This window comes from Litorivita sp. NS0012-18, from assembly GCF_040371945.1.
GTDB lineage: Bacteria > Pseudomonadota > Alphaproteobacteria > Rhodobacterales > Rhodobacteraceae > Litorivita.
The window spans coordinates 108,121-130,470 of record NZ_BAABWS010000003.1; the positions used below are offsets into that span (position 1 = coordinate 108,121).

The 22,350-nt window shown below is 61.0% G+C and carries 21 protein-coding genes; 8 read left to right on the top strand and 13 right to left on the bottom strand.

Annotated elements, in window-relative coordinates; genetic code table 11:
* Window positions 1-2: 2 nt before the first annotated feature.
* From ABWV64_RS13535 to ABWV64_RS13565, 7 genes are all read right to left on the bottom strand, one after another.
* Window positions 3-671: a histidine phosphatase family protein gene (locus ABWV64_RS13535; RefSeq protein ID WP_353346153.1), complete on the bottom strand. Its 669-nt coding sequence runs from the start codon at window positions 669-671 to the stop codon at window positions 3-5.
* Between the two features lie 88 nt (window positions 672-759).
* A complete protein-coding gene (locus tag ABWV64_RS13540) occupies window positions 760-1,962 on the bottom strand; it encodes an acetyl-CoA C-acyltransferase (protein ID WP_353346155.1) in 1,203 nt (400 codons plus the stop codon).
* Between the two features lie 37 nt (window positions 1,963-1,999).
* Entirely contained in the window at window positions 2,000-2,929 is a 930-nt protein-coding gene (locus tag ABWV64_RS13545) for an SDR family NAD(P)-dependent oxidoreductase (protein ID WP_353346157.1), read from the bottom strand.
* Window positions 2,926-3,393 (bottom strand): MaoC family dehydratase, encoded by a 468-nt coding sequence (locus ABWV64_RS13550; protein ID WP_353346159.1) that lies wholly within the window; start codon window positions 3,391-3,393, stop codon window positions 2,926-2,928. Before ABWV64_RS13550 ends, ABWV64_RS13545 begins: the two co-directional genes overlap by 4 nt.
* A gap of 2 nt (window positions 3,394-3,395) precedes the next feature.
* Window positions 3,396-4,214 (bottom strand): SDR family NAD(P)-dependent oxidoreductase, encoded by an 819-nt coding sequence (locus ABWV64_RS13555; RefSeq protein WP_353346398.1) that lies wholly within the window; start codon window positions 4,212-4,214, stop codon window positions 3,396-3,398.
* Between the two features lie 12 nt (window positions 4,215-4,226).
* Window positions 4,227-5,360 carry an acyl-CoA dehydrogenase family protein gene (locus ABWV64_RS13560; protein ID WP_353346161.1) on the bottom strand — a complete coding sequence of 378 codons (1,134 nt, stop codon included), beginning with the start codon at window positions 5,358-5,360 and terminating at the stop codon, window positions 4,227-4,229.
* A gap of 19 nt (window positions 5,361-5,379) precedes the next feature.
* The gene (locus ABWV64_RS13565; protein ID WP_353346163.1) at window positions 5,380-6,594 is read right to left on the bottom strand and encodes an acyl-CoA dehydrogenase family protein; all 1,215 of its coding nucleotides are present in this window, start codon (window positions 6,592-6,594) and stop codon (window positions 5,380-5,382) included.
* Between the two features lie 142 nt (window positions 6,595-6,736).
* Here ABWV64_RS13565 and ABWV64_RS13570 point away from each other — a divergent pair, with 142 nt between their 5' ends.
* The 5 genes from ABWV64_RS13570 to ABWV64_RS13590 all read left to right on the top strand — a co-directional run bounded on the left by ABWV64_RS13570 (window position 6,737) and on the right by ABWV64_RS13590 (window position 11,734).
* Window positions 6,737-7,972, top strand: coding sequence for a branched-chain amino acid ABC transporter substrate-binding protein (locus ABWV64_RS13570; RefSeq protein ID WP_353346165.1), 1,236 nt, complete (start codon window positions 6,737-6,739; stop codon window positions 7,970-7,972).
* A 72-nt stretch (window positions 7,973-8,044) separates the two neighbouring features.
* Window positions 8,045-8,977: a branched-chain amino acid ABC transporter permease gene (locus ABWV64_RS13575; protein ID WP_353346167.1), complete on the top strand. Its 933-nt coding sequence runs from the start codon at window positions 8,045-8,047 to the stop codon at window positions 8,975-8,977.
* 5 nt (window positions 8,978-8,982) lie between these two features.
* A complete protein-coding gene (locus ABWV64_RS13580) occupies window positions 8,983-10,245 on the top strand; it encodes a branched-chain amino acid ABC transporter permease (protein ID WP_353346400.1) in 1,263 nt (420 codons plus the stop codon).
* Window positions 10,242-11,015 (top strand): ABC transporter ATP-binding protein, encoded by a 774-nt coding sequence (locus tag ABWV64_RS13585; protein WP_353346169.1) that lies wholly within the window; start codon window positions 10,242-10,244, stop codon window positions 11,013-11,015. Before ABWV64_RS13580 ends, ABWV64_RS13585 begins: the two co-directional genes overlap by 4 nt.
* Window positions 11,012-11,734, top strand: coding sequence for an ABC transporter ATP-binding protein (locus tag ABWV64_RS13590; protein WP_353346171.1), 723 nt, complete (start codon window positions 11,012-11,014; stop codon window positions 11,732-11,734). Before ABWV64_RS13585 ends, ABWV64_RS13590 begins: the two co-directional genes overlap by 4 nt.
* 72 nt (window positions 11,735-11,806) lie before the next feature.
* Here ABWV64_RS13590 and ABWV64_RS13595 read toward each other — a convergent pair whose 3' ends face one another.
* A complete protein-coding gene (locus ABWV64_RS13595) occupies window positions 11,807-12,307 on the bottom strand; it encodes a PaaI family thioesterase (RefSeq protein WP_353346173.1) in 501 nt (166 codons plus the stop codon).
* A 63-nt stretch (window positions 12,308-12,370) separates the two neighbouring features.
* Between ABWV64_RS13595 and ABWV64_RS13600 the strand changes: the two genes are divergently transcribed.
* On the top strand, window positions 12,371-12,886 hold the full coding sequence (locus ABWV64_RS13600) for a MarR family winged helix-turn-helix transcriptional regulator (RefSeq protein ID WP_353346175.1): 516 nt from the start codon (window positions 12,371-12,373) through the stop codon (window positions 12,884-12,886).
* An 85-nt stretch (window positions 12,887-12,971) separates the two neighbouring features.
* Here the strand turns inward: ABWV64_RS13600 and ABWV64_RS13605 are convergent, their stop codons facing one another.
* Window positions 12,972-14,606, bottom strand: coding sequence for a long-chain fatty acid--CoA ligase (locus ABWV64_RS13605; protein WP_353346177.1), 1,635 nt, complete (start codon window positions 14,604-14,606; stop codon window positions 12,972-12,974).
* A gap of 237 nt (window positions 14,607-14,843) precedes the next feature.
* Here ABWV64_RS13605 and ABWV64_RS13610 point away from each other — a divergent pair, with 237 nt between their 5' ends.
* Complete coding sequence (locus ABWV64_RS13610) at window positions 14,844-15,827, top strand: NADPH:quinone oxidoreductase family protein (protein ID WP_502902660.1); 984 nt, start codon at window positions 14,844-14,846, stop codon at window positions 15,825-15,827.
* Window positions 15,828-16,039: 212 nt separating this feature from the next.
* Here ABWV64_RS13610 and ABWV64_RS13615 read toward each other — a convergent pair whose 3' ends face one another.
* From ABWV64_RS13615 to ABWV64_RS13630, 4 genes are all read right to left on the bottom strand, one after another.
* Window positions 16,040-16,864 (bottom strand): IclR family transcriptional regulator, encoded by an 825-nt coding sequence (locus ABWV64_RS13615; RefSeq protein WP_353346179.1) that lies wholly within the window; start codon window positions 16,862-16,864, stop codon window positions 16,040-16,042.
* 115 nt (window positions 16,865-16,979) lie between these two features.
* Window positions 16,980-18,665, bottom strand: a complete 1,686-nt coding sequence (locus ABWV64_RS13620; RefSeq protein WP_353346181.1) for a long-chain-fatty-acid--CoA ligase — start codon at window positions 18,663-18,665, stop codon at window positions 16,980-16,982.
* A 24-nt stretch (window positions 18,666-18,689) separates the two neighbouring features.
* Window positions 18,690-19,466 carry an SDR family NAD(P)-dependent oxidoreductase gene (locus ABWV64_RS13625; protein WP_353346183.1) on the bottom strand — a complete coding sequence of 259 codons (777 nt, stop codon included), beginning with the start codon at window positions 19,464-19,466 and terminating at the stop codon, window positions 18,690-18,692.
* A 207-nt stretch (window positions 19,467-19,673) separates the two neighbouring features.
* Entirely contained in the window at window positions 19,674-21,227 is a 1,554-nt protein-coding gene (locus ABWV64_RS13630) for a class I adenylate-forming enzyme family protein (protein WP_353346185.1), read from the bottom strand.
* 205 nt (window positions 21,228-21,432) lie between these two features.
* On the opposite strand from ABWV64_RS13630, the gene ABWV64_RS13635 reads away from it, so the two are divergent.
* The gene (locus ABWV64_RS13635) at window positions 21,433-22,188 is read left to right on the top strand and encodes an SDR family NAD(P)-dependent oxidoreductase (RefSeq protein WP_353346187.1); all 756 of its coding nucleotides are present in this window, start codon (window positions 21,433-21,435) and stop codon (window positions 22,186-22,188) included.
* Window positions 22,189-22,350 lie beyond the last annotated feature (162 nt).

Below are 22,350 nucleotides of genomic sequence, written 5' to 3' on the forward strand. Positions count from 1 at the left end.
TCTTAGCTATAGGTGAGCATTGTGTCGGCGTTGGACGCATCGATATGGGGCGTCTCGTTATAGCCGTGCAGGTAGAAATTGCGCTCCGAGAACACAAAACGGTTCACGGCGCAGTTCTTCATTTGCAGTTGGAATTTGATCTGCTGGGCCGAGGGGGCCTCGACGCAGGCGGCCAGCATCTGCCCGATGGCGCCCCCCGACGAGACCGCCAGAACCGTCTGGCCTTGGGCCGCGACCAGCGTCTTGCGCGCGGCTTCGACGCGGGCGGTAAAGGCCTGCCATGTTTCGGGCGGGTCGATCACATCGCCGCGCTGCCATGCCAGAACCGTATCGCGCAGGGTGCGAAAATGGCTTTTGCGTTCGGTGTGCATATGTTCGGGCGGCGGCGTGTGGCGGTAATGCGCATCCAGCAGCGCCTTGAAGTCAAATTCGTTCAGGCCCGCATGGATCGTGGCGGGGGCCGCCTCCAATCCCATGCCGCGCGCGATGCCTTCATAGGTCTCGCGGTGGCGACGCTGCGCGCCGATGAAAAACGCATCGGGCCGCACGCCTTGGGCGGCCAGAGCCTTGCCAAGGGCGAAAGACTGCTCATGGCCAAGCTCGCTCAGAACGTCGTAATTGGCGGCGCCGAAAGAGGCCTGCGCGTGGCGGACGACGAAAAGCTCGGGCATGAATAGTCTCCAGTAGGGGTATAAGTTGGGGGGAGTAGGGAAGGGGCCGCAGCATCGCCGCGGCCCCAAATGATGTTTTGGCCCTGAGTTACAGAACCTCGAAGAGGCCCGCCGCACCCATGCCGCCGCCGACGCACATGGTGACGACAACATATTTCGCACCGCGGCGTTTGCCTTCGATGAGCGCGTGGCCCACCATACGCGCGCCGGACATGCCGTAGGGGTGGCCGATCGAGATCGCGCCGCCATTGACGTTGAGCAATTCGTCAGGAATGCCCAAAACGCGCTGCGATTGCAGAACCTGGCTGGCGAAAGCCTCGTTGAGTTCCCACAGGCCGATGTCGTCGATCTTCAGGCCATGGGCTTCGAGAAGCTTCGGCACCGCGTAGATCGGGCCAATGCCCATTTCATCAGGCTCGCAACCTGCGGCCATCACGCCGACATAGCGGCCCAGAGGCTGAAGCCCGCGCTTTTCGGCTTCTTTGGCTTCCATGATCACCGAGGCCGATGCGCCGTCCGACAATTGCGAGGCGTTGCCGGCGGTGATGAATTTGCCTTCCTTGACGGTCTGGCCGTCCTTGAACACGGGGGCCAAGGATTGCAGGTTTTCCAAAACGGTCGAGGGGCGGTTGCCTTCGTCCTTGGACAGGGTGACTTCCTTGAAAGACACCTCTTTGGTCTCTTTGTCCATCACGCCCATGGTCGAGGTCAGCGGCACGATCTCGTCGTCGAATTTGCCCGCTTCTTGCGCGGCGGCGGTGCGCTGCTGCGATTTGAGGGCGTATTCGTCTTGGTCCTCGCGCGACACGTTATACCGCGCGGCGACGATTTCGGCGGTTTCCAGCATCGACATGTACAGCGCCGGTTTGTGCTCGTGGACCCACGGATCGCGGGCACGGTCGGTGCGCATGTTCTGGTTCTGCACCAGCGAGATCGATTCAACGCCGCCGCCGATGCACACCTGCATGCCGTCATGGATGACCTGTTTGGCCGCTGTGGCAATGGCCATCAGGCCCGAGGCGCACTGACGGTCCATCGACTGGCCCGCGATGGTCACGGGCAGGCCCGCGCGGATCACCGCTTGGCGGCCGATGTTGCCGCCGGTCGAGCCTTGCTGGATCGCGGTGCCGATGACGCAATCAGAGATTTCCGACCCGTCGAGGCCCGCACGCGCAACCGCGTTCGAGACCGCATGGCCGATCAGTTCTTGCGCTTGGGTGTTGTTGAACGCGCCGCGATAGGCTTTGCCGATCGGGGTCCGCGCGGTGGAGACGATGACTGCGTCACGCATGGGATTATGTCCTTAATGGTTGTGAATTACGGGGTGATTATTTGCTCGGAAGGGTGATGCCGCGGATCGCGGCGGCCATCTGGGCGTATTTGCTGGTTTGATCGAAGGCGCCGGCCATTTCTTTTTGGCCCTTCGGATCGCGGATGTCGTCCATGCGGGCGACAATGCTGTCCACGTCAAGCTCGTCGTCGCCAAAGGCCACGCCGACCGTCTCGTAAATCTTGGTCTCGGCAAAGACACCGCCGCCCGCGCCAAGGATCATCTTGGTCGGTGCGCCATCGGTGACCAAAGCCATCAGGCCCGGCGTGATGGTTTCGGGCTGGAGCAGGTCAAGCACCTGCTGCGGCAGCAGACCTTCGGTCATGCGCGTCGCCGCCGTCGGGGCGAGGGTGTTGATCTTGATGTTATATTTCGCGCCCTCTTGGCACAGAACATTCATCAAACCGACAACGCCCATTTTCGCCGCGCCATAGTTGGATTGGCCAAAGTTGCCATACATGCCGCTGGCCGAAGTGGTATAGACGATGCGGCCGTATTCGCGCGCGCGGAAATGCTCCCAAAGGGCTTTGGTCGTTACGACCGACCCCATCAGATGCACATCCAGCACAAGGCGGAAGTCCGGCATTTCCATTTTGACAAAGGTCTTGTCGCGCAAAATGCCCGCATTGTTGACCAAAATGTCCACATGGCCCCATTCGGCAATGGCCTGATCGACCATATCCTTGACCTGCGCCTCATCGGTGACATTGGCGCCATGCGCGATGGCTTCGCCGCCCGCGTCGCGGATTTCCTTGACCACGGCTTCGGCTTGGGCCGAATTGGCCCCCGTGCCATCGGTCGCCACGCCCAGATCATTGACCACGACCTTGGCGCCGCGCGCCGCAAGGCCAAGCGCATGGGAGCGGCCGAGCCCGACGCCCGCGCCGGTGACAATGGCCACGCGGCCGGTGAAATCTACTTTGCTCATGCGGGTGCTCCGAAATAGCGGCGGCCCAGCCATTCGGCGACAAGGGCGGGTTTCTCTTGGCCTTCGATTTCGACGGTGACGGCCAATGTGGTTTGGATCTCGCCTTCGCGGATGTCATCCAAGGCCTGCAACACGAACCGGCCCCGCACGCGGCTGCCGGTCTTGACCGGCGAGACAAAGCGCACTTTGTTCATGCCGTAGTTGACGCCCATGACAACGCCGGTGATCGACGGCATCTCGTAAACCATCGCGGACAAAAGCGAGAGGGTCAAAAACCCATGTGCAATCGTCGTGCCGAACGGGGTTTTCGCCGCCGCTTCGGGGTCCACATGGATGAACTGGTGATCATGGGTGCATTCGGCAAATTGGTCGATCTGCTCTTGTGTGACCGTATACCATTCGGACACGCCCATTTCCTTGCCGACAAAGGCCTCGTATTCCGCGCGGGAGAGTTGTTTGGCCATGATCACAAATCCTTATTGAACAAAGAGCCGGGAGCATTGGATTGCATCCCGCCCGACAAAGGCAGGATCGCGCCCGACAGATAGGCCCCGCCGCGTCCGCACAGATATTGCAACGCGCCCGCGATGTCCTCGGGGCTGCCGACGCGGCCCAAAGGCACGCCCTTGGCCGATTCGGCTTGGCCCTCTTCGGTGCCGATGGCAAAGGCGGTCATTTTCGACACAAACGGACCAGGCGCGATGGCATTGACGGTGATCCCTTCGGGGGCCAGATCATTGCTGAGCACGCGGGTCATATGGTGCACCGCGCCTTTGGACACGGCATAGGAATAGGTCGATGTGCCTTTGGGAATATCGCCCATGACCGATCCGACATTGACCACGCGGGCCGGATCGTTCGGCGCGCTGGCGGCTTTGAGCAGCGGCAAAAGCTGCTGCGTCAGGTGGAACATGCCTTGCACATTGAGCGACAACAGCTTGTCCCACGCCTCATAGGGATGCTCGCCGATGGGCGCGCCCCATGTGCGGCCCGCGTTGTTCATCAAGATATGCAGCTTGCCGGTGCGGCTTTGCACTTCGGCGACCAAAGCATCAATGCCCGCCTCGGTGGCGACATCGCCGCCAAAGCCCTCGACGCTGCCCGCCACGCCCGAGGCGTTGATCTCGGCGGCGACGGCTTCGCAGGCGTCGGCCTTGCGGCTGGCAATCAGGACGCGCGCGCCCGCTGCGGCCAGACCCTCGGCGGCCATGCGGCCAATGCCGGTGGCGCCGCCGGTGACCAGCGCCACCTTCCCCGTCAAATCGAACAGGGCGCTCGGTGTCATCGTGCTCATATCTTAAAATCCTCTCGCGGCGGCGACGCGTGCGGCATGATAGCCGTAATCGCCGAGCCATTCGGTGCCCACACGGGCCCGTTTCATGAAAAAGCCCATGTCGAATTCATCGGTCATGCCGATGCCGCCGTGCATTTGCACGCCTTCGATCACGCAAAGCTTTGCGGTTTCTGTTGCCCGCGCCTTGGCCAAGGACACGGCCAGTTCAGCCTCGTCGAAATTGGCATCGAGCACGCGGCCCGCATTGGCGATGGCCGATGCGGTGACCTCGATTTCCGACCACATATGCGCAGCGCGGTGTTGCAGCGCCTGAAAGGTGCCGATCAATTTGTCGAACTGCTTGCGCTCCTTGAGGTAGCTCGCAGTCATCGCAAAAGAGCCCGAAGACAGGCCGGTCAATTCAGCGGCCAAAGCCGCCTGACCCGCGCGCAGCGCCCCGTTCAGCGCCGCCAGACCGCCGCCGACCTCGCCGACCACATCGTCGCCCGTGGCCTCGACACCGTCAAAGCTCAGAGCGGCGAAATCGCGCCCGTCCACGGTGTTGATCGCCTCGCGCGACAGGCCCGCGCGATCCGCGTCGATGTCGAACAGGGTGAGGCCCTCGGCCTCGCCCGCCGCGCCGCCGCTGCGCGCCAGAACCAGCACGCGGTCGGCATTGCGCCCCTCGGCGACAAATCCCTTCTTGCCCGAAAGCTTGAAGGCATTGCCGTTCTGCGCCGCTTCCATCGCGGTGCGTTCGGGGGCGAATTTGGCGCCCTCGTCAATGGCCAGCGCGTAGATCAGGTTGCCCTCGGCAATCGCCGACAGGCTCTCGCCCGCCCGCGCATTGGCCGCGTTGCGCAGCGCCGTTGCGGCGATCACTGCGGTCGAGATAAACGGCGAGGCGACCAGCGTCTGGCCCATTTCCTCGGCGATGATCCCCGCCGCGCGGTGACCCATATCGACGCCGCCGTGGTCCTCACCGACCAACACACCGGCCCATCCCATTTGCGCCATCTCGCGCCACAGGCCCTTGTCAAACCCCGTGCCCTCGTCACGCACCTTGCGAAAGGCTTTGACCGGCGCATTGGCGTCGAGGAAACCGCGCGTGCTATCGCGCAGCATTGTTTCGTCTTCATTGAGAAGAAGGCTTTCCATGCTCAGATTTCCTTATGTCTTATTTGTAGGGCAGTTCGAGAACGCGCTTGGCGATGATGTCGAGCATCACCTCCGTCGTGCCACCCTCGATCGAGTTTGCCTTGGTGCGCAGCCATTCGGAGGCAAGCTCGCCATGCGGGCTGTCCCATGCGGCGCCGTCCGATCCGGTCAGCGACATCAAAAGCTCATAGCCGCGTTTGTTCAGCTCGGTGCCCTCATATTTGAGCATGGCCGAAGCGTGACCCACACCGCCCTTTTTCGCCATATCCTTATAGCGGTCGAGCGTCAGGCCCATGGCCATCGAATCGACCTCGTATTTCATCGCCTCATAGCGCAGCGGCGCATTGTCCTGCAGGCCGTTTTCGTCATTCATGATCGCCCCGACCGAGCGCCCGCCAAGCGGTCCGGCGCTGCCCGAACTGCCGATCATTTCACGCTCATGCGTCAGCAGGTGTTTGGCCACATCCCAGCCGCGGTTCAATTCGCCGACGATGCGGCTCATGCCATTGGGGTCCTGTTTTGGGACTTTGACGTTCTCGAAGAAGGTTTCGCAGAAGGGCGATTTGCCCGAGATCAGCCGAATCGGCCGCGTGGTCAGACCTTCGCTCTCCATGTCGATCAACATGAAGGAGATGCCCTTGTGCTTGGGCGCGTCGCGGTCGGTGCGGATCAAGGCGAAAATCCAGTCGGCCTTATCGGCGTAGGAGGTCCAGATTTTCTGCCCGTTGATGATCCAGTGATCGCCCTTGTCCTCGGCCCATGTCTGCACATTGGCCAGATCCGACCCCGCACCCGGCTCGGAATAGCCTTGGCACCAGCGAATCTCGCCGCGGGTGATTTGCGGCAGGTAGTGTTTTTTCTGCTCTTCGGTGCCAAAGGCCAAGAGCGCCGGCCCGAGCATCCAGATGCCAAAGCTTTGCAAAGGCACCGGCGCGCCCGCAGCTTTCAGCTCTTCGTGATAAATTTTGACCTGAGCGCGCGACAGACCTGCGCCGCCATAGGCCTTGGGCCAGCTTGGGGCGGTCATCCCGACCTCGGCCGCGGCCTCCATCCAGTTACGTTGCGTCGCGGAGGCGAAATTGAAGTTACGACCCCCCCAGCAGATGGCATTATCGGTCCCAGGAGCGATGGCAGTAGCGTCCTGCGAACGCCCCCGAAGGTCGCTTGCGCAGTGGGCGTTAATCCACTCACGAATCTGTGTCCGAAACGCCTCTAAATCCTCAGAAAACTCCATCAGTCGGCTCCTCCCTGCGCGTGATGTTTCGCTGTGCAGAATAGAATTTCACTGATCTATTGACAAGCGGGCTTTCTCGACATTTGATCAGGGACGGAAGCGCCCGAACGGTTGGGCGTTTACGAAATGGGAGGACTACCAAATGAAATTGATGAAATCCGCGGCCCTCGCCGCAGCGATGGCATTCGCCGCAGCCGGCGCATCGGCTGATACACTGAAAATCGCCTTTATTGACCCGCTTTCCGGCCCCTTCGGCCCCTCGGGCGACGCTGGCTTGAAAGAGTGGGTTTACGCCGCAGACGTCGTGAACGCCGCTGGCGGTATCGGCGGTCAGCAGGTTGAAATCGTTGGCTATGACAACAAAATCAACCCCAAAGAATCGCTCGTCCAGTTGCAAAAAGCGCTCGACAACGGCATCCGCTACGTTGCGCAAGGAAACGGTTCGGCTGTTGCATCGGCTCTGATCGACGCAATCGACAAGCACAACAAGCGTAACCCTGGCGACGAGGTTTTGTTCCTCAACTACGCCGCGGTTGACCCGTCCTTCACCAACGACCGTTGCATGTTCTACCACTTCCGCTTTGACGCGGATGCGGACATGAAAATGGCGGCTGTGACCGACTGGATCAAAGAGCAAGAAGACATCAAATCGGTCTACATCATCGGTCAGGACTACTCCTTCGGTAAGGCCGTTGCCGCTGCTGCGGTGTCGAACCTCGAAGCAAAACGCCCCGACCTTGAAATCGTCGGCAACGAGCTGCACCCGCTGGGCAAAGTCAAAGACTTCACCCCCTACGTGCAGAAAATCATCTCGTCGGGCGCAGATGCGATCATCACCGGCAACTGGGGTGCGGACATGGTTTTGCTCGTCAAAGCCGCGATCACCGCAGGGTTTGACGGCCCGATCCTGACCTACTACGGCGGCTCGCTTGGTGCGGCTGTTGCAATGGGTGAAGGCGCCACGGGCCAAGTGATGGCCATCGTCGAGGGCAACACCAACCTCGAAACCACGCCTGAGCAAGATGCCTACATCGACGCTTACGAGAAAGCCTATCCGGACAACAACTACTACTACCACCGGATCCACAACGCGATGAACATGTTCAAAATGGCGGCAGACAAAGCCGGCAGCACGGCGCCCAAAGATGTCGCCTTTGCTCTTGAAGGCATGGAGTATGACAGCCCCTATGGTAAAGTCACCATGCGCGCTGACAACCACCAGATCCTTCAGCCGCTGTTCATGTCGACCTTCTCGGACAACGTGAAGCGCGGTGTTGAAAAGCTGCCTTTGGGTTGGGCTTCGGGTGACGGCGACCGTATCGAACCGGAAGCAACTGCTCTGGAAACCACTTGCAACATGGAACGTCCGGCCAAATAAGCCTTCGTTTCTACTGTAAATCAGGGTGTCGTGCGCCAGCCGTGCGGCACCTTCTTTTCTAAAGAGGTTTCTATGGAAACGTTCGTACCCTCGCTCCTGAACGGGGTGATCTACGGCCTCCTGTTGTTCATGCTGTCCAGCGGTCTGACGCTGATCTTCAGTATGATGGGAGTGCTGAACTTCGCCCACGCCAGCTTCTATATGCTTGGCGCTTATTTTGCCTTCACGATTACGCAAAGTACCAACTTCTGGTTCGCCCTGATCCTTGCGCCCATCCTTGTCGGATTGGTCGGTGCCGGTGTCGAGAAATGGGGGCTGCGAAAGGTCCATGCCAACGGGCATGTGGCCGAATTGCTGTTTACCTTCGGTCTGGCCTATCTGATCGACGAAGTCGTGAAAATCATCTGGGGCCGCAACGCGGTGGATTACCGCGTGCCCGAGTTCCTCGATTTCACCATTTTCGAACTTTACGGCTCGGACTATCCCGCATACCGGATTTTCATGCTCTTCGTGGCGATCTCGATGTTGGTGGCGCTTTGGTTCTTGCTCAAAAAGACCCGCGCAGGCCTGATCATCCAAGCCGCTTTGACCCACCCGCATATGGTCGGTCACCTCGGGCATAACGTTCCGCGCATCTTTATGACGGTCTTTGGTGCGGGCTGTGCTCTGGCCGGTCTGGCCGGTGTGATTGGCGGCAACTACCTCGTCACCGACCCCGCGATGGCGGCCTTTATGGGCCCGATTGTCTTCGTTGTGGTCGTGGTCGGCGGTATGGGCAGCCTCGAAGGAGCCTTTGTCGCCTCGCTTTTGCTTGGCCTCTTGCAGACCTTCGCCATCTCCGTAGATGCAACCTTTGCCGATATCTTCGGGTTCCTCGGCCTTGCGGCCACCAGCGAAGTGGGAAGTATCTCTATCTCCTCGCTCGCCCCGATGATTCCCTTCCTCCTGCTCGTTCTGATCTTGATGGTCCGTCCGCGCGGCTTGATGGGAGACCGTGAGTTTTGACCGATATGACACAAAAATACGCAGCTCTGGCGCCCACCTCGGCCCAGAAATTCCGTCAACGCATCGTGCCTTTGATCCTCTTGGCCGTCGTGTTGGCGATCATCCCGATGTTTGGACCGTCGCGCACGGTCTATTCCTTGCTCAACGCGATGGGCATCAACATCGTCTTTGCCCTCAGCTATAACATGCTGCTCGGGCGCGGCGGTCTGCTGTCCTTTGGCCATGCGGTCTATTTCGGGCTTGGCGGTTTTGCCGCTGTGCACGCGATGGGCGCAATCGGCGATGCCGAGAGCGGCTTTTGGGCGAACTATCCGGTGTTCTTCTTGCCCGTCATCGGCTTTGCCGGCGGTGCTTTGGCCGGTTTCATCATCGGTTGGCCCTCGTGCAAACGTGCCGGCACACCCTTTGCCATGATCTCCCTCGGCATTGCCGAATTGATCGCGGCGGCGGGCTTTATGTTCGGCTCGATCTTCGGCGGCGAAGAAGGCGTTTCGGCGGACCGTATGGTCGGCACGGAATTTGCCGGATTGTCCCTTGGTCCGATCAGCGACGTCTATTGGTTCATCGCCTTTTGGACCGTCGTCGGCGTGATGGGCATGTTCGCCTTCACCCGCACGCCTTTGGGCAAATTGTCCGAAGCCACGCGCGACAACCCCGAGCGGGTCGAGTTTATCGGCTATAACCCGACGCGCGTGCGCTATCTGGTGTTCATCTTCGCGGGGGCCTTTGCCGGTCTGTCCGGCGGGATGGCGGCCGTGAACTACGAGATCTTCACACCCGAAGCTCTGTCGCTCGCGCCCTCCGGTCTGGTCCTCTTGATGGCCTATATCGGCGGTATCCGCTACTTCACCGGTCCGATCCTCGGTGCGATCTTGCTGACCTATATGCAATCCATGCTGTCGGATTACACCGAAGCTTGGCTGCTCTATCTCGGTCTGCTTTTCGTGTGCATCGTGATGTTCGCACCTGGCGGTCTGGGCGGTGTGCTCTACGGCTTCACCGATGCGCTGCGCAGCGGCAAATTGGGCGAGATGATGGGCAAATGGGCCGGTCAGGTCTTCGGCGCGGCTTTGGCCTTGTTCGGCATGATCATTCTGGTCGAAGTCGCCGTCTATTGGTCCAACGGCTTTGGCGAGACATTCGAGCCTTACGGTTTGCACCTGACCTTTAGCAATCCGCTGACTTGGGTCTTGATCGTGGTGCCGCTCGCGGCAGGGATCTACATCCTGCGCCGTCTGGCCACTAAAGAAGAAGGGGTGATCGCATGAGCGAGAACGCAATTTCTCTCCAAGGTCTGACCAAAAGCTTCGGTCCGGCCAAGATCATCCAAGGCGTTGATCTGGACATCAAAGCCGGTGAACGCCATGCGATCATCGGGCCGAACGGGGCGGGCAAATCCACCCTCTTCAACTTGATCTCGGGTCTTTACACCCCCACCTCGGGCAGCGTGAAGCTGCGCGGGGAGGAGATCGGCGGCGTGCCGCCCTTCAAGATCAACCGCATGGGCCTGTCGCGCAGCTTTCAGGTCTCGAACATCTTCGCAAACATGACCGTGCGCGAAAATGTCCGTTGCGGCGTGCTCTACTCCATGGGCTATGGCTACAGCTTCCTGCGCAATATCGGTAATCTCAAGGAAGTGTCTGAAAAGACCGCTGAAATCCTTGAGAGCGTCGGGCTGATCGACAAGGCGAACCTGCCTGCTGTCCTTCTGCCCTATGCCGATCAGCGGACGCTGGAGATCGCGATCACCATCGCGGGCGGGGCGGATGTTATCCTCCTCGACGAGCCGACGGCGGGCATGTCCCACTCGGAAACCGACCGTGCGGTCGAGTTGATCACCAAGGCGACCGAAGGCAAAACGCTCATCATCGTGGAACATGATATGGGCGTGGTCTTCAACTTGGCCGACCGCATCTCGGTGCTTGTCTATGGCGAAATCATCGCCACCGGCAAACCCGAAGAGGTGCGCGGCGATCCCAAGGTTCGCGAAGCCTACCTCGGCGACGAAGCCGATGACATCGAAGGAGACGCGGCATGAGCACAGCAGCAGCCACAGAGCCGATGCTGAAGGTCAACGACCTGCATGCATTCTATGGCAAAAGCCACGTTCTGCGCGGCGTCAACATGGAGATCATGCCTGGTGAGGTGATCGCGCTTTTGGGCCGCAATGGCGTGGGTCGTTCGACCACCGCCAAAGCGATCATGGGCGAGGTCGCACCGCGCGGCGAGATCACCTTCAAAGGGCAGGTGATTTCGGGGTTTGAAAGCCACAAGATCGCCGGTCTCGGCCTCGGCTATGTGCCCGAAAGCCGTGACATCTTCCCGACGATGTCGGTGCGTCAGAACCTGATCCTTGGCATCAAGAACATGAAGGTGCCGGGGAAATATTCAGTCGATGACATGCTCGATATGTTCCCCAACCTGCGCGCGCGGGCGGATAATGCCGCCGGTGTTCTGTCGGGCGGGGAAAAGCAGATGTTGACCATGTGCCGGACCCTGATGGGCGATCCGGAATTGATCATCATCGACGAGCCGACCGAAGGCCTTGCGCCCAAGATCGTGCAGCAGATCGGCGATATGATCGCCGAGATTGCGAAAACCGGCGTGTCTATCTTGCTGGTCGAACAAAAGCTGTCGATTGCCCTGCGCATCGCGGATCGGGTCTATGTCATGGGCCACGGCGAGATCGTCTATGGCGGCACGCCCGAAGAGTTCAAAACCCGTGACGACATCAAAAAGGAATGGCTCGAGGTCTGATCCTCGCGCCCGACCAAACCGAAAACCCCGCTGGAAACAGCGGGGTTTTTTCGTTTGGGCGCGCCGCCCCGCCTAAGCGCCAGGCAGCTTCGAGATAAAGCAGCTTGAAGTGCCAAGCGCGATCAGCTTGCCGTTTTTGTCTTCGATCCGGCCTTCGGAATTGGCGATGGTGCGCCCGCGGGTGACCACGGTGGCGATGCATCGCACCTGTCCGGTTTTGGGGGTGAGGGGGCGGATGAATTTCACCGATGTGTCCATCGACACCATGCCTTCGCCCACGGCGCAGGTGCTATGGACCGCGCATCCGAGCGCCGAATCGAGCATCGACATGGCCCATCCGCCATGCACCATGCCCAGCGGGTTGAGATGCGCCTCGGAGGCTTGCCCGCGAAATTCGACCTCGCCCTCTTCGATCCTATGCAGCCAAGCGTTCATCGTCACGCCCATGGACGGGGCTGGGAGGGCACCCTCCATAATCGCTTGAAGATACGCTTGGCCGCTCAGTTGTGCGATCTGGTCAAAAGAGGTCATGCCAACGGCGTTTAACTTGGGTCTTGGAACTTCGTCGAACATGGCCTATTCCTTCATTAGATGCATATGCATCGAAACACATGTATATGCATGGAGTCAATGTAGATGAGTATGCATGGAAATACTGACGCTGCGTCGGATGACGCACCACAACTCAGCGACGCGATGTCGCCGGAGCTGGCCGAATTGATGTCGGGCAGCTGTTATTGCCTTGCCACGCGGCGCGCCTCGCGGCGGATGATCCGCATCTATGACGCCGAACTGGCGGCGCTGGGGCTGACGATCTCGCAACTGGCGACGCTGGCATGGGTCAAGGCGCTGCGCAAACCGACAGTGCAGCGCATCGCCGATTTGATGGAGATGGATCAATCCGCCCTGTCGCGCGGTTTGATGCCCTTGGAACGCGCCGAGATGATCACCTCGGCCCCCGATCCCGATGACAAACGCCGCCGCCTCTTGGGCCTGACGGCGGCGGGCGAGGCGGCCTTGGAGCAAGGCGCGGTGGCATGGGCGCGCGCACAAAGGCGCATCGAGGCCGAGCAAAGCGCGCCCGAAGGCGAATTGGCCGCGCTCTTCACCCGCATCAACGCGCTGGCCCAAGCTGGCCGCGCGGACGAATAGCGCACAGGGCCGCAAGAGCGCCCGCAGCGCCAAACGCAAAAGGGCGCCCCTTGGGGCGCCCTTCGCAAGATTGTGAGCGTCCGCCTCAGCGCAGATCGGGCAGAACGTAATCGGCCAATTGCTTGCGCAGGTTCAGCTTGGACACTTTGCCCGTCGCCGTCATCGGCAGTTCCTCGACCCAGATGATATCATCGGGCAACTGCCATTTGGCGAAATGCTCGGACATATGCGCGTGCATTTCTTCGACGCTGGGGCGCGCATCGCCCGCCGCAATCGCCACCAGCACGGGGCGTTCGTCCCATTTCGGATGGGGCATGCCGATGGCCGCGCAATTGGCGATGGCCGGATGCGACATGGCGGCGTTTTCCACATCGATCGAGGAAATCCATTCGCCGCCCGATTTGATCAGATCCTTGGCGCGGTCCTGAATGGTCAAGATGCCCTCGGCGCTGATCGAGGCCACATCGCCCGTGCCGAACCATCCGTCCGCATCCAAGGCTTTGGCCGTGGCTTCTTCGTTGTTGAAATAGCCGGACACAACCGCATTGCCGCGCACGAAAAGCTCGCCCACCGCTTCGCCGTCCTTGGGCAGGGTCTTGCCTTCGTCATCGACGATTTTCAATTCGACGCCAAAGACGCGGCGGCCTTGGGTCTGTTTGAAATCGATACGCTCCTTGAAGGGCGCATCTTTCATCGTCGAGGGCAATGTGCCGTGGGTGCCGACGGGGCTCATCTCGGTCATGCCCCATGCGTGGCCCACCGAAATGTCCATTTCCTCGAAGGTTTCGATCATCGAACGCGGCGCGGCAGAGCCGCCCACAACCACATCCTCAAAGCCTTTGGGCTTGCGGCCTTGGGCTTTGATTTCGGCCAGAAGACCCATCCAGATGGTCGGAACGCCCCATGCCGAATAGACCTCTTCGCTGTCCATCAGCTTGAACAGGCTCGGCCCGTCCATCGCCGGCCCCGGGAAGATCAAGGACAGCCCGCTCATCGGCGCCGCATAGGGCAGACCCCAAGCGTTGACGTGGAACAAGGGCACTACCGGCAAAACCTTGCGCCCCTCGCCAAAGGTCGAGGACAGGGTGACCGAAATCATCATCGCGTGCAAAACATTGGAGCGGTGCGAATACAGCGCGCCCTTGGGGTTGCCCGTGGTGCCGGAGGTATAGCAAAGACCGGCGGCGGTGTTCTCGTCAAACAGCGGCCATTCGATCTCGGAGGATTGCTCCGCCAGCAGCTCTTCATAGCACAGAGCATTGGGCAATTTCGTATCGGGCATATGCGCGCGGTCGGTCATGATCACATAGGTCAGATCGGCCGGAAAATGCGATTGCAGTGCTTCGAGGATCGGCACGAAGGTCGTGTCGACAAAGATCACCTTATCTTCGGCGTGATTGACGATATAGATCATCTGCTCGGCCGACAGGCGCGGGTTGATCGTGTGGCACACCGCGCCGATGCCGGAAATCGCATAGTAAAGCTCGAGGTGGCGATAGCCGTTCCACGCCAGCGTCGCGATGCGGTCGCCCATTTGCACCCCGTGAGCGCGCAGCGCATTGGCCAATTGGCCGACGCGGTCGCGAATCTCGGGGTAATTGGTGCGGTGAATGTCGCCCTCAGTGCGGGCGGATACGACCTCTGCCTTCGGAAATGCCTCGGCGGCATAGGTCAGAATGTCGGAAATCAGCAGCGGACGCTGCATCATCATACCTTGCATAGTCTCCTCCCAGTAGACTGTTTTGATGGGGGCAAGCTACTCCGCCGAGGGCGATTTCGAAAGGAAATTCCTTTTTAAATTCGGGCTCTGACGCTGCGTCTTTCGCTATGCGGAAAAACGCGGCGAAACTTTGCCCGCGTGGCGGCTTTCGCTGGATGCGCGCGCGCGCGCGGCGCTAAGGTGGGGGCAAGCCACGGCACATAAATGCGCCGCGCAAATACTCAAGGGAGAGAAGACATGACACAGAAAATGCACGCGGTGGTTTGCCGCGAATTCGCCGGTTTGGACAAGCTTGATTACGCCGTGGTCGACGCCCCGCAGCCCAAAGCGGGCGAGGTGCAGATCCGCGTTGAAGCGGCAGGGGTGAACTATCCCGACGGGCTTTTGGTGCAAGGGCTTTATCAGGTCAAACCGCCTTTGCCCTTCTCGCCCGGATCGGAGGTTGCGGGCACGGTCGAGGCCTTGGGCGAGGGGGTCACATCGCTCAAATTGGGGGATCGCGTGGTCACCGCCTGTTCGGGCGGCTATGCCGAGGTGGTCGTTGCCGAAGCGGACCGCTGCTTTGCGCTGCCCGAGGGCATGGACGCCGCCGATGCCTGCGCGATGATCGTCGCCTACGGCACCTCGCATCACGCCTTGAAACAACGCGCGAACCTGCAAGCGGGCGAGACTTTGGTGGTTTACGGCGCGGCGGGCGCCACGGGCATTGCCGCCGTGCAGATCGGCAAAATCATGGGGGCGCGGGTCATCGCCGTGGCCTCCTCGGACGAGAAAAAACAGATCGCAAAAGACGCGGGCGCAGATGAGGTGATCGGCTATGACAACCTCAAGGAAGAGGTCAAAGCCCTGACCGGCGGCAAGGGCGCGGATGTGGTTTACGACGTGGTCGGCGGCGACGCCTTCAACGCCGCGACCCGTTTCATGGCCCGCAACGGGCGGCTTTTGGTCATCGGCTTTGCGGGCGGCGAGATCCCGAAATTTCCGGTCAACCTCGCACTGGTCAAGGAATATGCCGTGGTCGGTGTGTTCTGGGGCAATTTCACCCGCGCCCAGCCCGAGGATTACGCCGAAAACATGCGCGAGCTGTTCGCATGGTATCAAGCGGGCAGCGTGAAGCCTTTGATCGAAGGGCGCTATCCTTTGTCCACGGCCGCCGATGTCTTGACCCGCGTGTTGGGCCGCGGCGCGGTGGGCAAAATCGCCCTGATCCCCGGAAGCTGATTTCTCTGGGCTGATTTACAGCGGCGGATCGCCAAGCGTAGATCGACAAAACCGATAGCGGACCGGCCTCTTCAGGCCGGTCCTATTTATGTGTCGGCGGGCAATGACCCAAATCTTGCACTGCCCGCAGGCCCGCGCAGGCGAGCAAAACCCGATGGCAATTGACATGGAAAAATCAGATCGCCGAAGCCTTGGCGCGCTGAGCGTCCGCCTCAGTAACCGATGCGCGCCACGGTGTTGACCAAGCTGACCAATTGCGGGCCAAGCTCGCCTTCGAGCCGCTCCTTGGGCAAGACATAGGCCGGACCGCCAAGGTTGAAGGCCATCAGAGGGCTGTCGCCTTGGGGCGCGCGGTAGGGCACGGACACCGCATGCACATCTGATTGCCAGCCGCCGATGTTGGAATAGAAACCGCGCGTTTTGATTTGCTCTTTGGCGTCGGCAATCCCGTCGAGGATGCGGTTCAAATCCGCCGGATCGGTGCGCTCATGGATGCGCTCCATGATCTCTTGGTATTCGGTCTCGTCGCAGCCCGCGATATAGGCGCGCCCCATCGCCGAGCGCGCCAAAGAGATACGCGAGCCGACATTGAGTTGCAGTGAAATCATCCCTGGCGAGCGGGCCGTGGCAATATAGGTCATCGCCATCTCATCGCGCCCGCCAAGCGCCACAAGCACCCCGTCGCCGCAGCGGTCGGCCAGTTGCTGCATATAGACCTGCGCCGTCTCGCGCACCCGCATCCCGCCAAGGCAGGCATAGCCGAGCGACAGAACCGGCACGCCCATACGGTAGCGTCCGGTGCCCTCGTCATAGACCAGATAGCCCAGCTTGAGCAGCGTGAAGGTCAGCCGCGAGACCGTGGAATTGGGCAATCCCGTGCGCTCGGCCAATTCGCGATTGCCAAGCCCCGCCTGATCGGAGGGACGAAAGGCGCGCAGAATTTCCAAGCCGCGGTGAAGGGCCGTGACGAATTGGCGATCATTGTCGCTTGTGCTCTCGGCGGCTTCGACGGCCGTATCGGATGCTCTTTTTCTCACGTCGCCCTACCTTGGTCCTTATTCGCGGTTTGCGAGTTGCCCGCGCTTACTTGAAATTCCGCACTGCGGTCAAGAAATTTACCTGACTTTGTTCACTATCCTTTGGTGCCACACTCTATTTTGCCGCTTTTGCCGCCCGCGCCGCGTCCTCTTCGGCCAGTTCGCGCCACAACACCTTGCCCGAGCCGGATTTGGGCAATTCATCGACGAATTCCACTGCCGTGGGGCATTTATAGGCCGCCATCTCGGTCTTGCACCATGCGATGATGCTGTCTTGGGTGGCGGCGCCGCGCGCGGCGGCGGCGGGCACCACATAGGCTTTGACCGTCTCGCCGCGGCGCGGATCGCGCGCACCGATGATACAGACCTCGGCCACCTCTGGGCATTTATGCATAAGCGCCTCGACCTCGGCAGGCCAGACCTTGAAGCCCGAGGCATTGATCATCCGTTTGACGCGGTCGACCATGAAGAAATAGCCCTCATCGTCATACATGGCGATATCGCCCGTGCGGAAAAACCGCTTGCCGTCCAGTTCGATAAAGGCCTCCGCCGTGGCCTCGGGGCGGTTCCAGTAGCCTTCGAAAACCTGCGGGCCGTTCATCACGATCTCGCCGGTCTCGTTGGGGCCAAGCTCGCGCAGATCGCCCTCAAGGCTGATGATCCGCGCATCCACATCCATCACCGGAATGCCAAGGCATTGCGCCTTGGGCTTGTGGGTCGGGTTGATATGGGTCGCGGCGATGGTTTCGGACAAACCGTAGCCCTCGATATAATCCAGCCCCGTCATCGCCTTGAGCTTATGGGCCACCGCCGCAGGCATGGCCGCCCCGCCGCCGCCGATGGCGCGCAGGGAAGACAGGTCATAGCTGTCGAAATCGGGATCATTGACCAGATCAATCGCCATGGTTGAAATCGACCGCCAGCGCGAGATGTTATAGCGCTCGATCAGCCGCGCGGCCAAAGTGCGGTTCCAACGGGTCATCACCACAATCGTGCCGCCCACATAGATCGGCCCGTTCATCCCGTTGGTCATGCCGGTGACATGGAAAAACGGCAAAACCGAAAGATGCACCGAGCTATGGTCCACGGGTTGCCATGTGGTCCCGCCAATCGCCGTGGTCTGCACCGAGCGGTGCAAATGCGTGCATCCTTTGGGTTGGCCCGTGGTGCCCGACGAATAGGGGATCAGCGCCAGATCGTTCAGACCCACGTTCAAAGGGGGCGGCGCGAGGTCGGCGCCGATCACCTCGGACCAACGCACCACACCTTCGCCCTCGCATTGGGTTTCGGACAGCGCACCCAAGGGATCGGGCAGGGGCAGATCGAAATCGCGGTCGGTCATATCGGCATAGGCCCCGACGATCAGATGCTCCAAAAGCCCGTCCGCGACCAGAGGCTGGATAAAGCCCAAAAGCTCCGATCCGACGATGGCAACATTCGCATCCGTATCTTTGGCCAGATGCTCCAATTCGGCGTGGCGGTTCATCGGGTTGACGGGGATCACGACGGCATTGGCGCGCATGATCGCATAGAACCCGATGATGAACTGCGGCGAGTTTTGCGCATAAAGCAGCACGCGGTCGCCTTTTTTGACGCCGCATTTTTGTTGCAGATAGCCCGCCATCGCTTCGACCTGCGCCAAAAGCTCGGCGTAGGTGATCTCGAACCCGTGAAAGATGATCGCCTTATGGTCCGGCAGGCGCGTCGCCGTATTGATCAGGTTTTGCGCCACCGATTGATCGGGCAGCTCAAGATGAAGCGGCACGCCTTCGGGCCATACGGAATGATGCAAGGTGTTCATAGGTTCGGTCAGGTCTTTCAAGGGTTAGACTTTCATGCCAGGCAGGTTGAGCGAGGCGGTATTGCCGCCATCCACGGGCAGGGCCTGTCCGGTGACATAAGAGGCATCGTCGCTGGCCAGAAAGGCGATGGCCGAAGCGATCTCTTCGGGGTGGCCATAGCGGCGCAATTCGCACCGCTTGCCCAGTTTTTCTTCCTTGCCCGCGCCGCGCGCGTAGTCGAACACGCGTTTGGTCATGCCGGTTTCGATCAATCCGGGGCACACCGCATTGACCCGCACGCCGTAGCCGCCCAAATCGCAAGCCGTGGTCTGGGTCAGGCTGATCACCCCCGCTTTGGAGGCCGAATAGATATTGCCACCCGCGCCCGAACGGATGCCCGCGACCGAAGCGGTGTTGACGATCGCGCCGCTGTTTTGCGCGGCCATGACGGCGCCGACATGTTTGATGAAATTGCCAACCCCGATCAGGTTGACCCCCAGAACCCGCAGCCAGTCGCCGGCGTCGACCTCCATGATCGGCGCATGGGAGCAGCTCACGCCCGCGTTATTGGCCAACACGTCGATGCGGCCGAATTTGGATTTGACCGTATCGACCAGAGCAATGATCTGCGCCTCGTCGGAGACATCGCAGGGCAGGGCGATATGACCCTCGCCTGCGGGCATCGCCTCTTCGAGCGCCTCGGCGTTGATGTCGACCAAAACGATGGTCGCGCCTTCGGAGGCCAGTCGCGCGGCGGTGGCTTTGCCGATGCCGCTGGACGCACCTGTGACGATGGCAATCTTGCCCTCAAATCTGTTCATAACGATCCTCCCTGTGGGCGAGACTGGCACAAAGCCCCGCAGTGATCAATATTGCGAAATAATTTTCCGCCCAGCGAAATGCGCGGTGATAGGGCACCAAGGCGCGGGCGCGGGCGCGCAACTGTGCGCGGGCCGTCTGGCAGGCAAATCGCGCGGGCAGGGCGGGCAGGGGCGCGGCGCGTTTTTACCCCGCCGCGCCCTTATCCGTCAGGCTTTGGGCCAGTATTCGTCGCGCAATTCACGCTTGAGAATCTTGCCGATTTCCGAGCGCGGCAAATCCTCGCGCAGCTCCACCTTGGACAGGCGCTGCGTCTTGCCAAGCTGCGCATTGGCGGCCTCGCAAATCTCTTCGGCGCTGTCGCTCGCGCCGGCTTTGCGCACCACAAGACCCAAGGGCGTCTCGCCCCAAGCTTGCGAGGGAATCGCAATCACCGCCACATCGGCCACCGCCGGATGGGCGCGCAATACCTGCTCCAGATCGGTGGCATAGATATTGAACCCGCCCGAAATGATCATGTCCTTGCGCCGGTCCAGAAGCTGCAAAAACCCGTCCTCGTCAAAGCGGCCCATATCGCCGGTGCGGATGAAATCATTGCCCTGCGCATCGCGCCACAAAATCTCGTCGGTCTTGTCTTGGGCGTTGTAATATCCGGGCATCATCGACCCCGACCGCCCGACAATCTCGCCATATTCGGTGGGCGGCAATTCGCGGCCCTCCTCGTCGATGATGCGCACATCGCACCCTTCGGCAGGCTTGCCCACAGTGTCGAGCTTGGTCGGGTTCTCGCGGCAATTGAGCACGGTCGACACCCCGCCCTCGGTCATGCCATAGACCTCGAACAACTCGCCGGGCCAACGGGCGAGAATCCGTTCGATCAACTTGCCCGGAAGCGGCGCCGAGGTGGACATTTTGGCGCGGTAGGCGCTCAGGTCATATTGGTCAAAATCGGGATGATCCATCAGCCGCATATATTGCACCGGCACCAACATCGCATGGCTGACGCGATGGGCTTGGCTCAATTCGAGAAAACGGCCCGCATCGAATTTGGGCATCGACACCACCGTGCCGCCCGCCGCCAGAACCGGCAAAGCCGCCACCAGCGTGGTGTTGGAATAAAGCGGCGTCGACATCATCAAAACCGCCTCGCCGTCGAGACCAAAGGCGGGCATGCGGGTCAATTGACGCGCGCGAAACCGGTGGTCATGGGCGATGCCTTTGGGGGTGCCGGTGGTGCCCGACGAATAGATCATGTCAAACAGATCATCGGAGGCGACATCGGCGGGCGCGGCAATCGCCTCCTCGCCAGCCCAAGCCGTCAGCGCGGCCAGATCGACCACGTCTTCGGCGCCCAATTGATCGGCCACCTCGCGCTGCGCGGCAGAGGTGAACAGCAAGGCCGCCCCGCAATCGGCGCGCATTTTCTTGAGCGCGGGCAGGGCCGCGCTTTGCGGCAGCGGCACCATGCAGGCCCCGCTGAGCAGCACCCCGCAATAGAGGGTCAGATAATCGCTGCTGTTCTCCGACAGGCCCGCGACCATATCGCCGCGCCCGAATCCGCGCGCCGTAAGCTGCCCCGCGACCCGCGCCGCGCGGGCGTAAAATTCGGCCCAATCGAGCACAACATCCCCGTCGATCACCGCCGCTTTCGACGGGTTGCGCGCCGCCGCCGCCGCCAAGGCAGGGCCGAAATACAGCACCTCTTCGCCCGCGATCTGCGGTGCGCGCAAACGGTTTTGCAATTCACGCTGGTGCGTGGTCATGGGGATATTCATAGACATAGGCCTCCCGTCCCGCCCCGCGAGAGCGCGGGGATGTCAGATTTACGCAAACGATGCACTGCGCGCGCGGGGAGGTCAATATTTCGCCTTGCGGAATCTGTTTCCGCATCGATTGACAGCCGCCCGCCCCTGCGTCACCCTGCGCCGCACCATCCTGTTTGCATCCACCATTGTCGGAGTGATCCCCATGATCGACCTCACCGGAAAAACCGCCATCGTCACTGGATCGTCGCGCGGCATCGGCCGTGCCATCGCCGAATTATTCGCGCGCTGCGGTGCCAATGTCGTCGTCTCCTCGCGCAGCGAAGAGGCCTGCACCCCCGTCGTCGAAGCGATCAGCGCCGCAGGCGGCGAGGCCCTCGCGATCCCCTGCCACATCGGCAAGAAGGACCAGTTGCAAAGCCTCGTCGACAAGACCATCGCCGCCTACGGGCAGATCGACATGTTGGTGTGCAACGCCGCGATCAATCCGGTTTACGGCCCGATGCAGGACCTCAGCGACGAGGCCTTTGACAAGATCATGGGCACCAATGTGCGCTCGACCTTCAACCTGTGCAACATGGTCCTGCCTGGCATGGCGCAAAACGGCGGCGGCACGGTGGTGATCCTGTCGTCCATCGCGGGGATTCGCGGCAGCCTGACCATCGGCGCTTACGGCATCTCGAAAGCCGCCGAAGCGGCCTTGGCGCGCAACCTTGCGCTGGAATGGGGGCCAAAGAACATCCGCGTCAATGCTCTGGCGCCGGGGTTGATCAAAACCGATTTCGCCAAGGCGCTTTGGGAGGACAAAGAGCGGCTTGACCGGATCGAACAGCGCACGCCGCTGCGCCGGATCGGCGCGCCCGAAGACATCGCGGGCACGGCGCTGTTTCTGGCCACCGACCTGTCGGCCTATGTCACGGGGCAAACCATCGTCGCGGATGGCGGCGAGACGATTTCCTGAGCCGGATCGCCTCCGGTCGGGGCGGGGCGCATCGGACCGCGGCGGATCGGGGCGGGGCCTGCCTGCGCCCGTGCCCCGATGATGCATTTTGCGCCGCCCGAGTGCGAAGCGGCGGCAATTCGCGGCCCCCAAGGACGCGCGCCGATTTTCCCGTTCAATCCC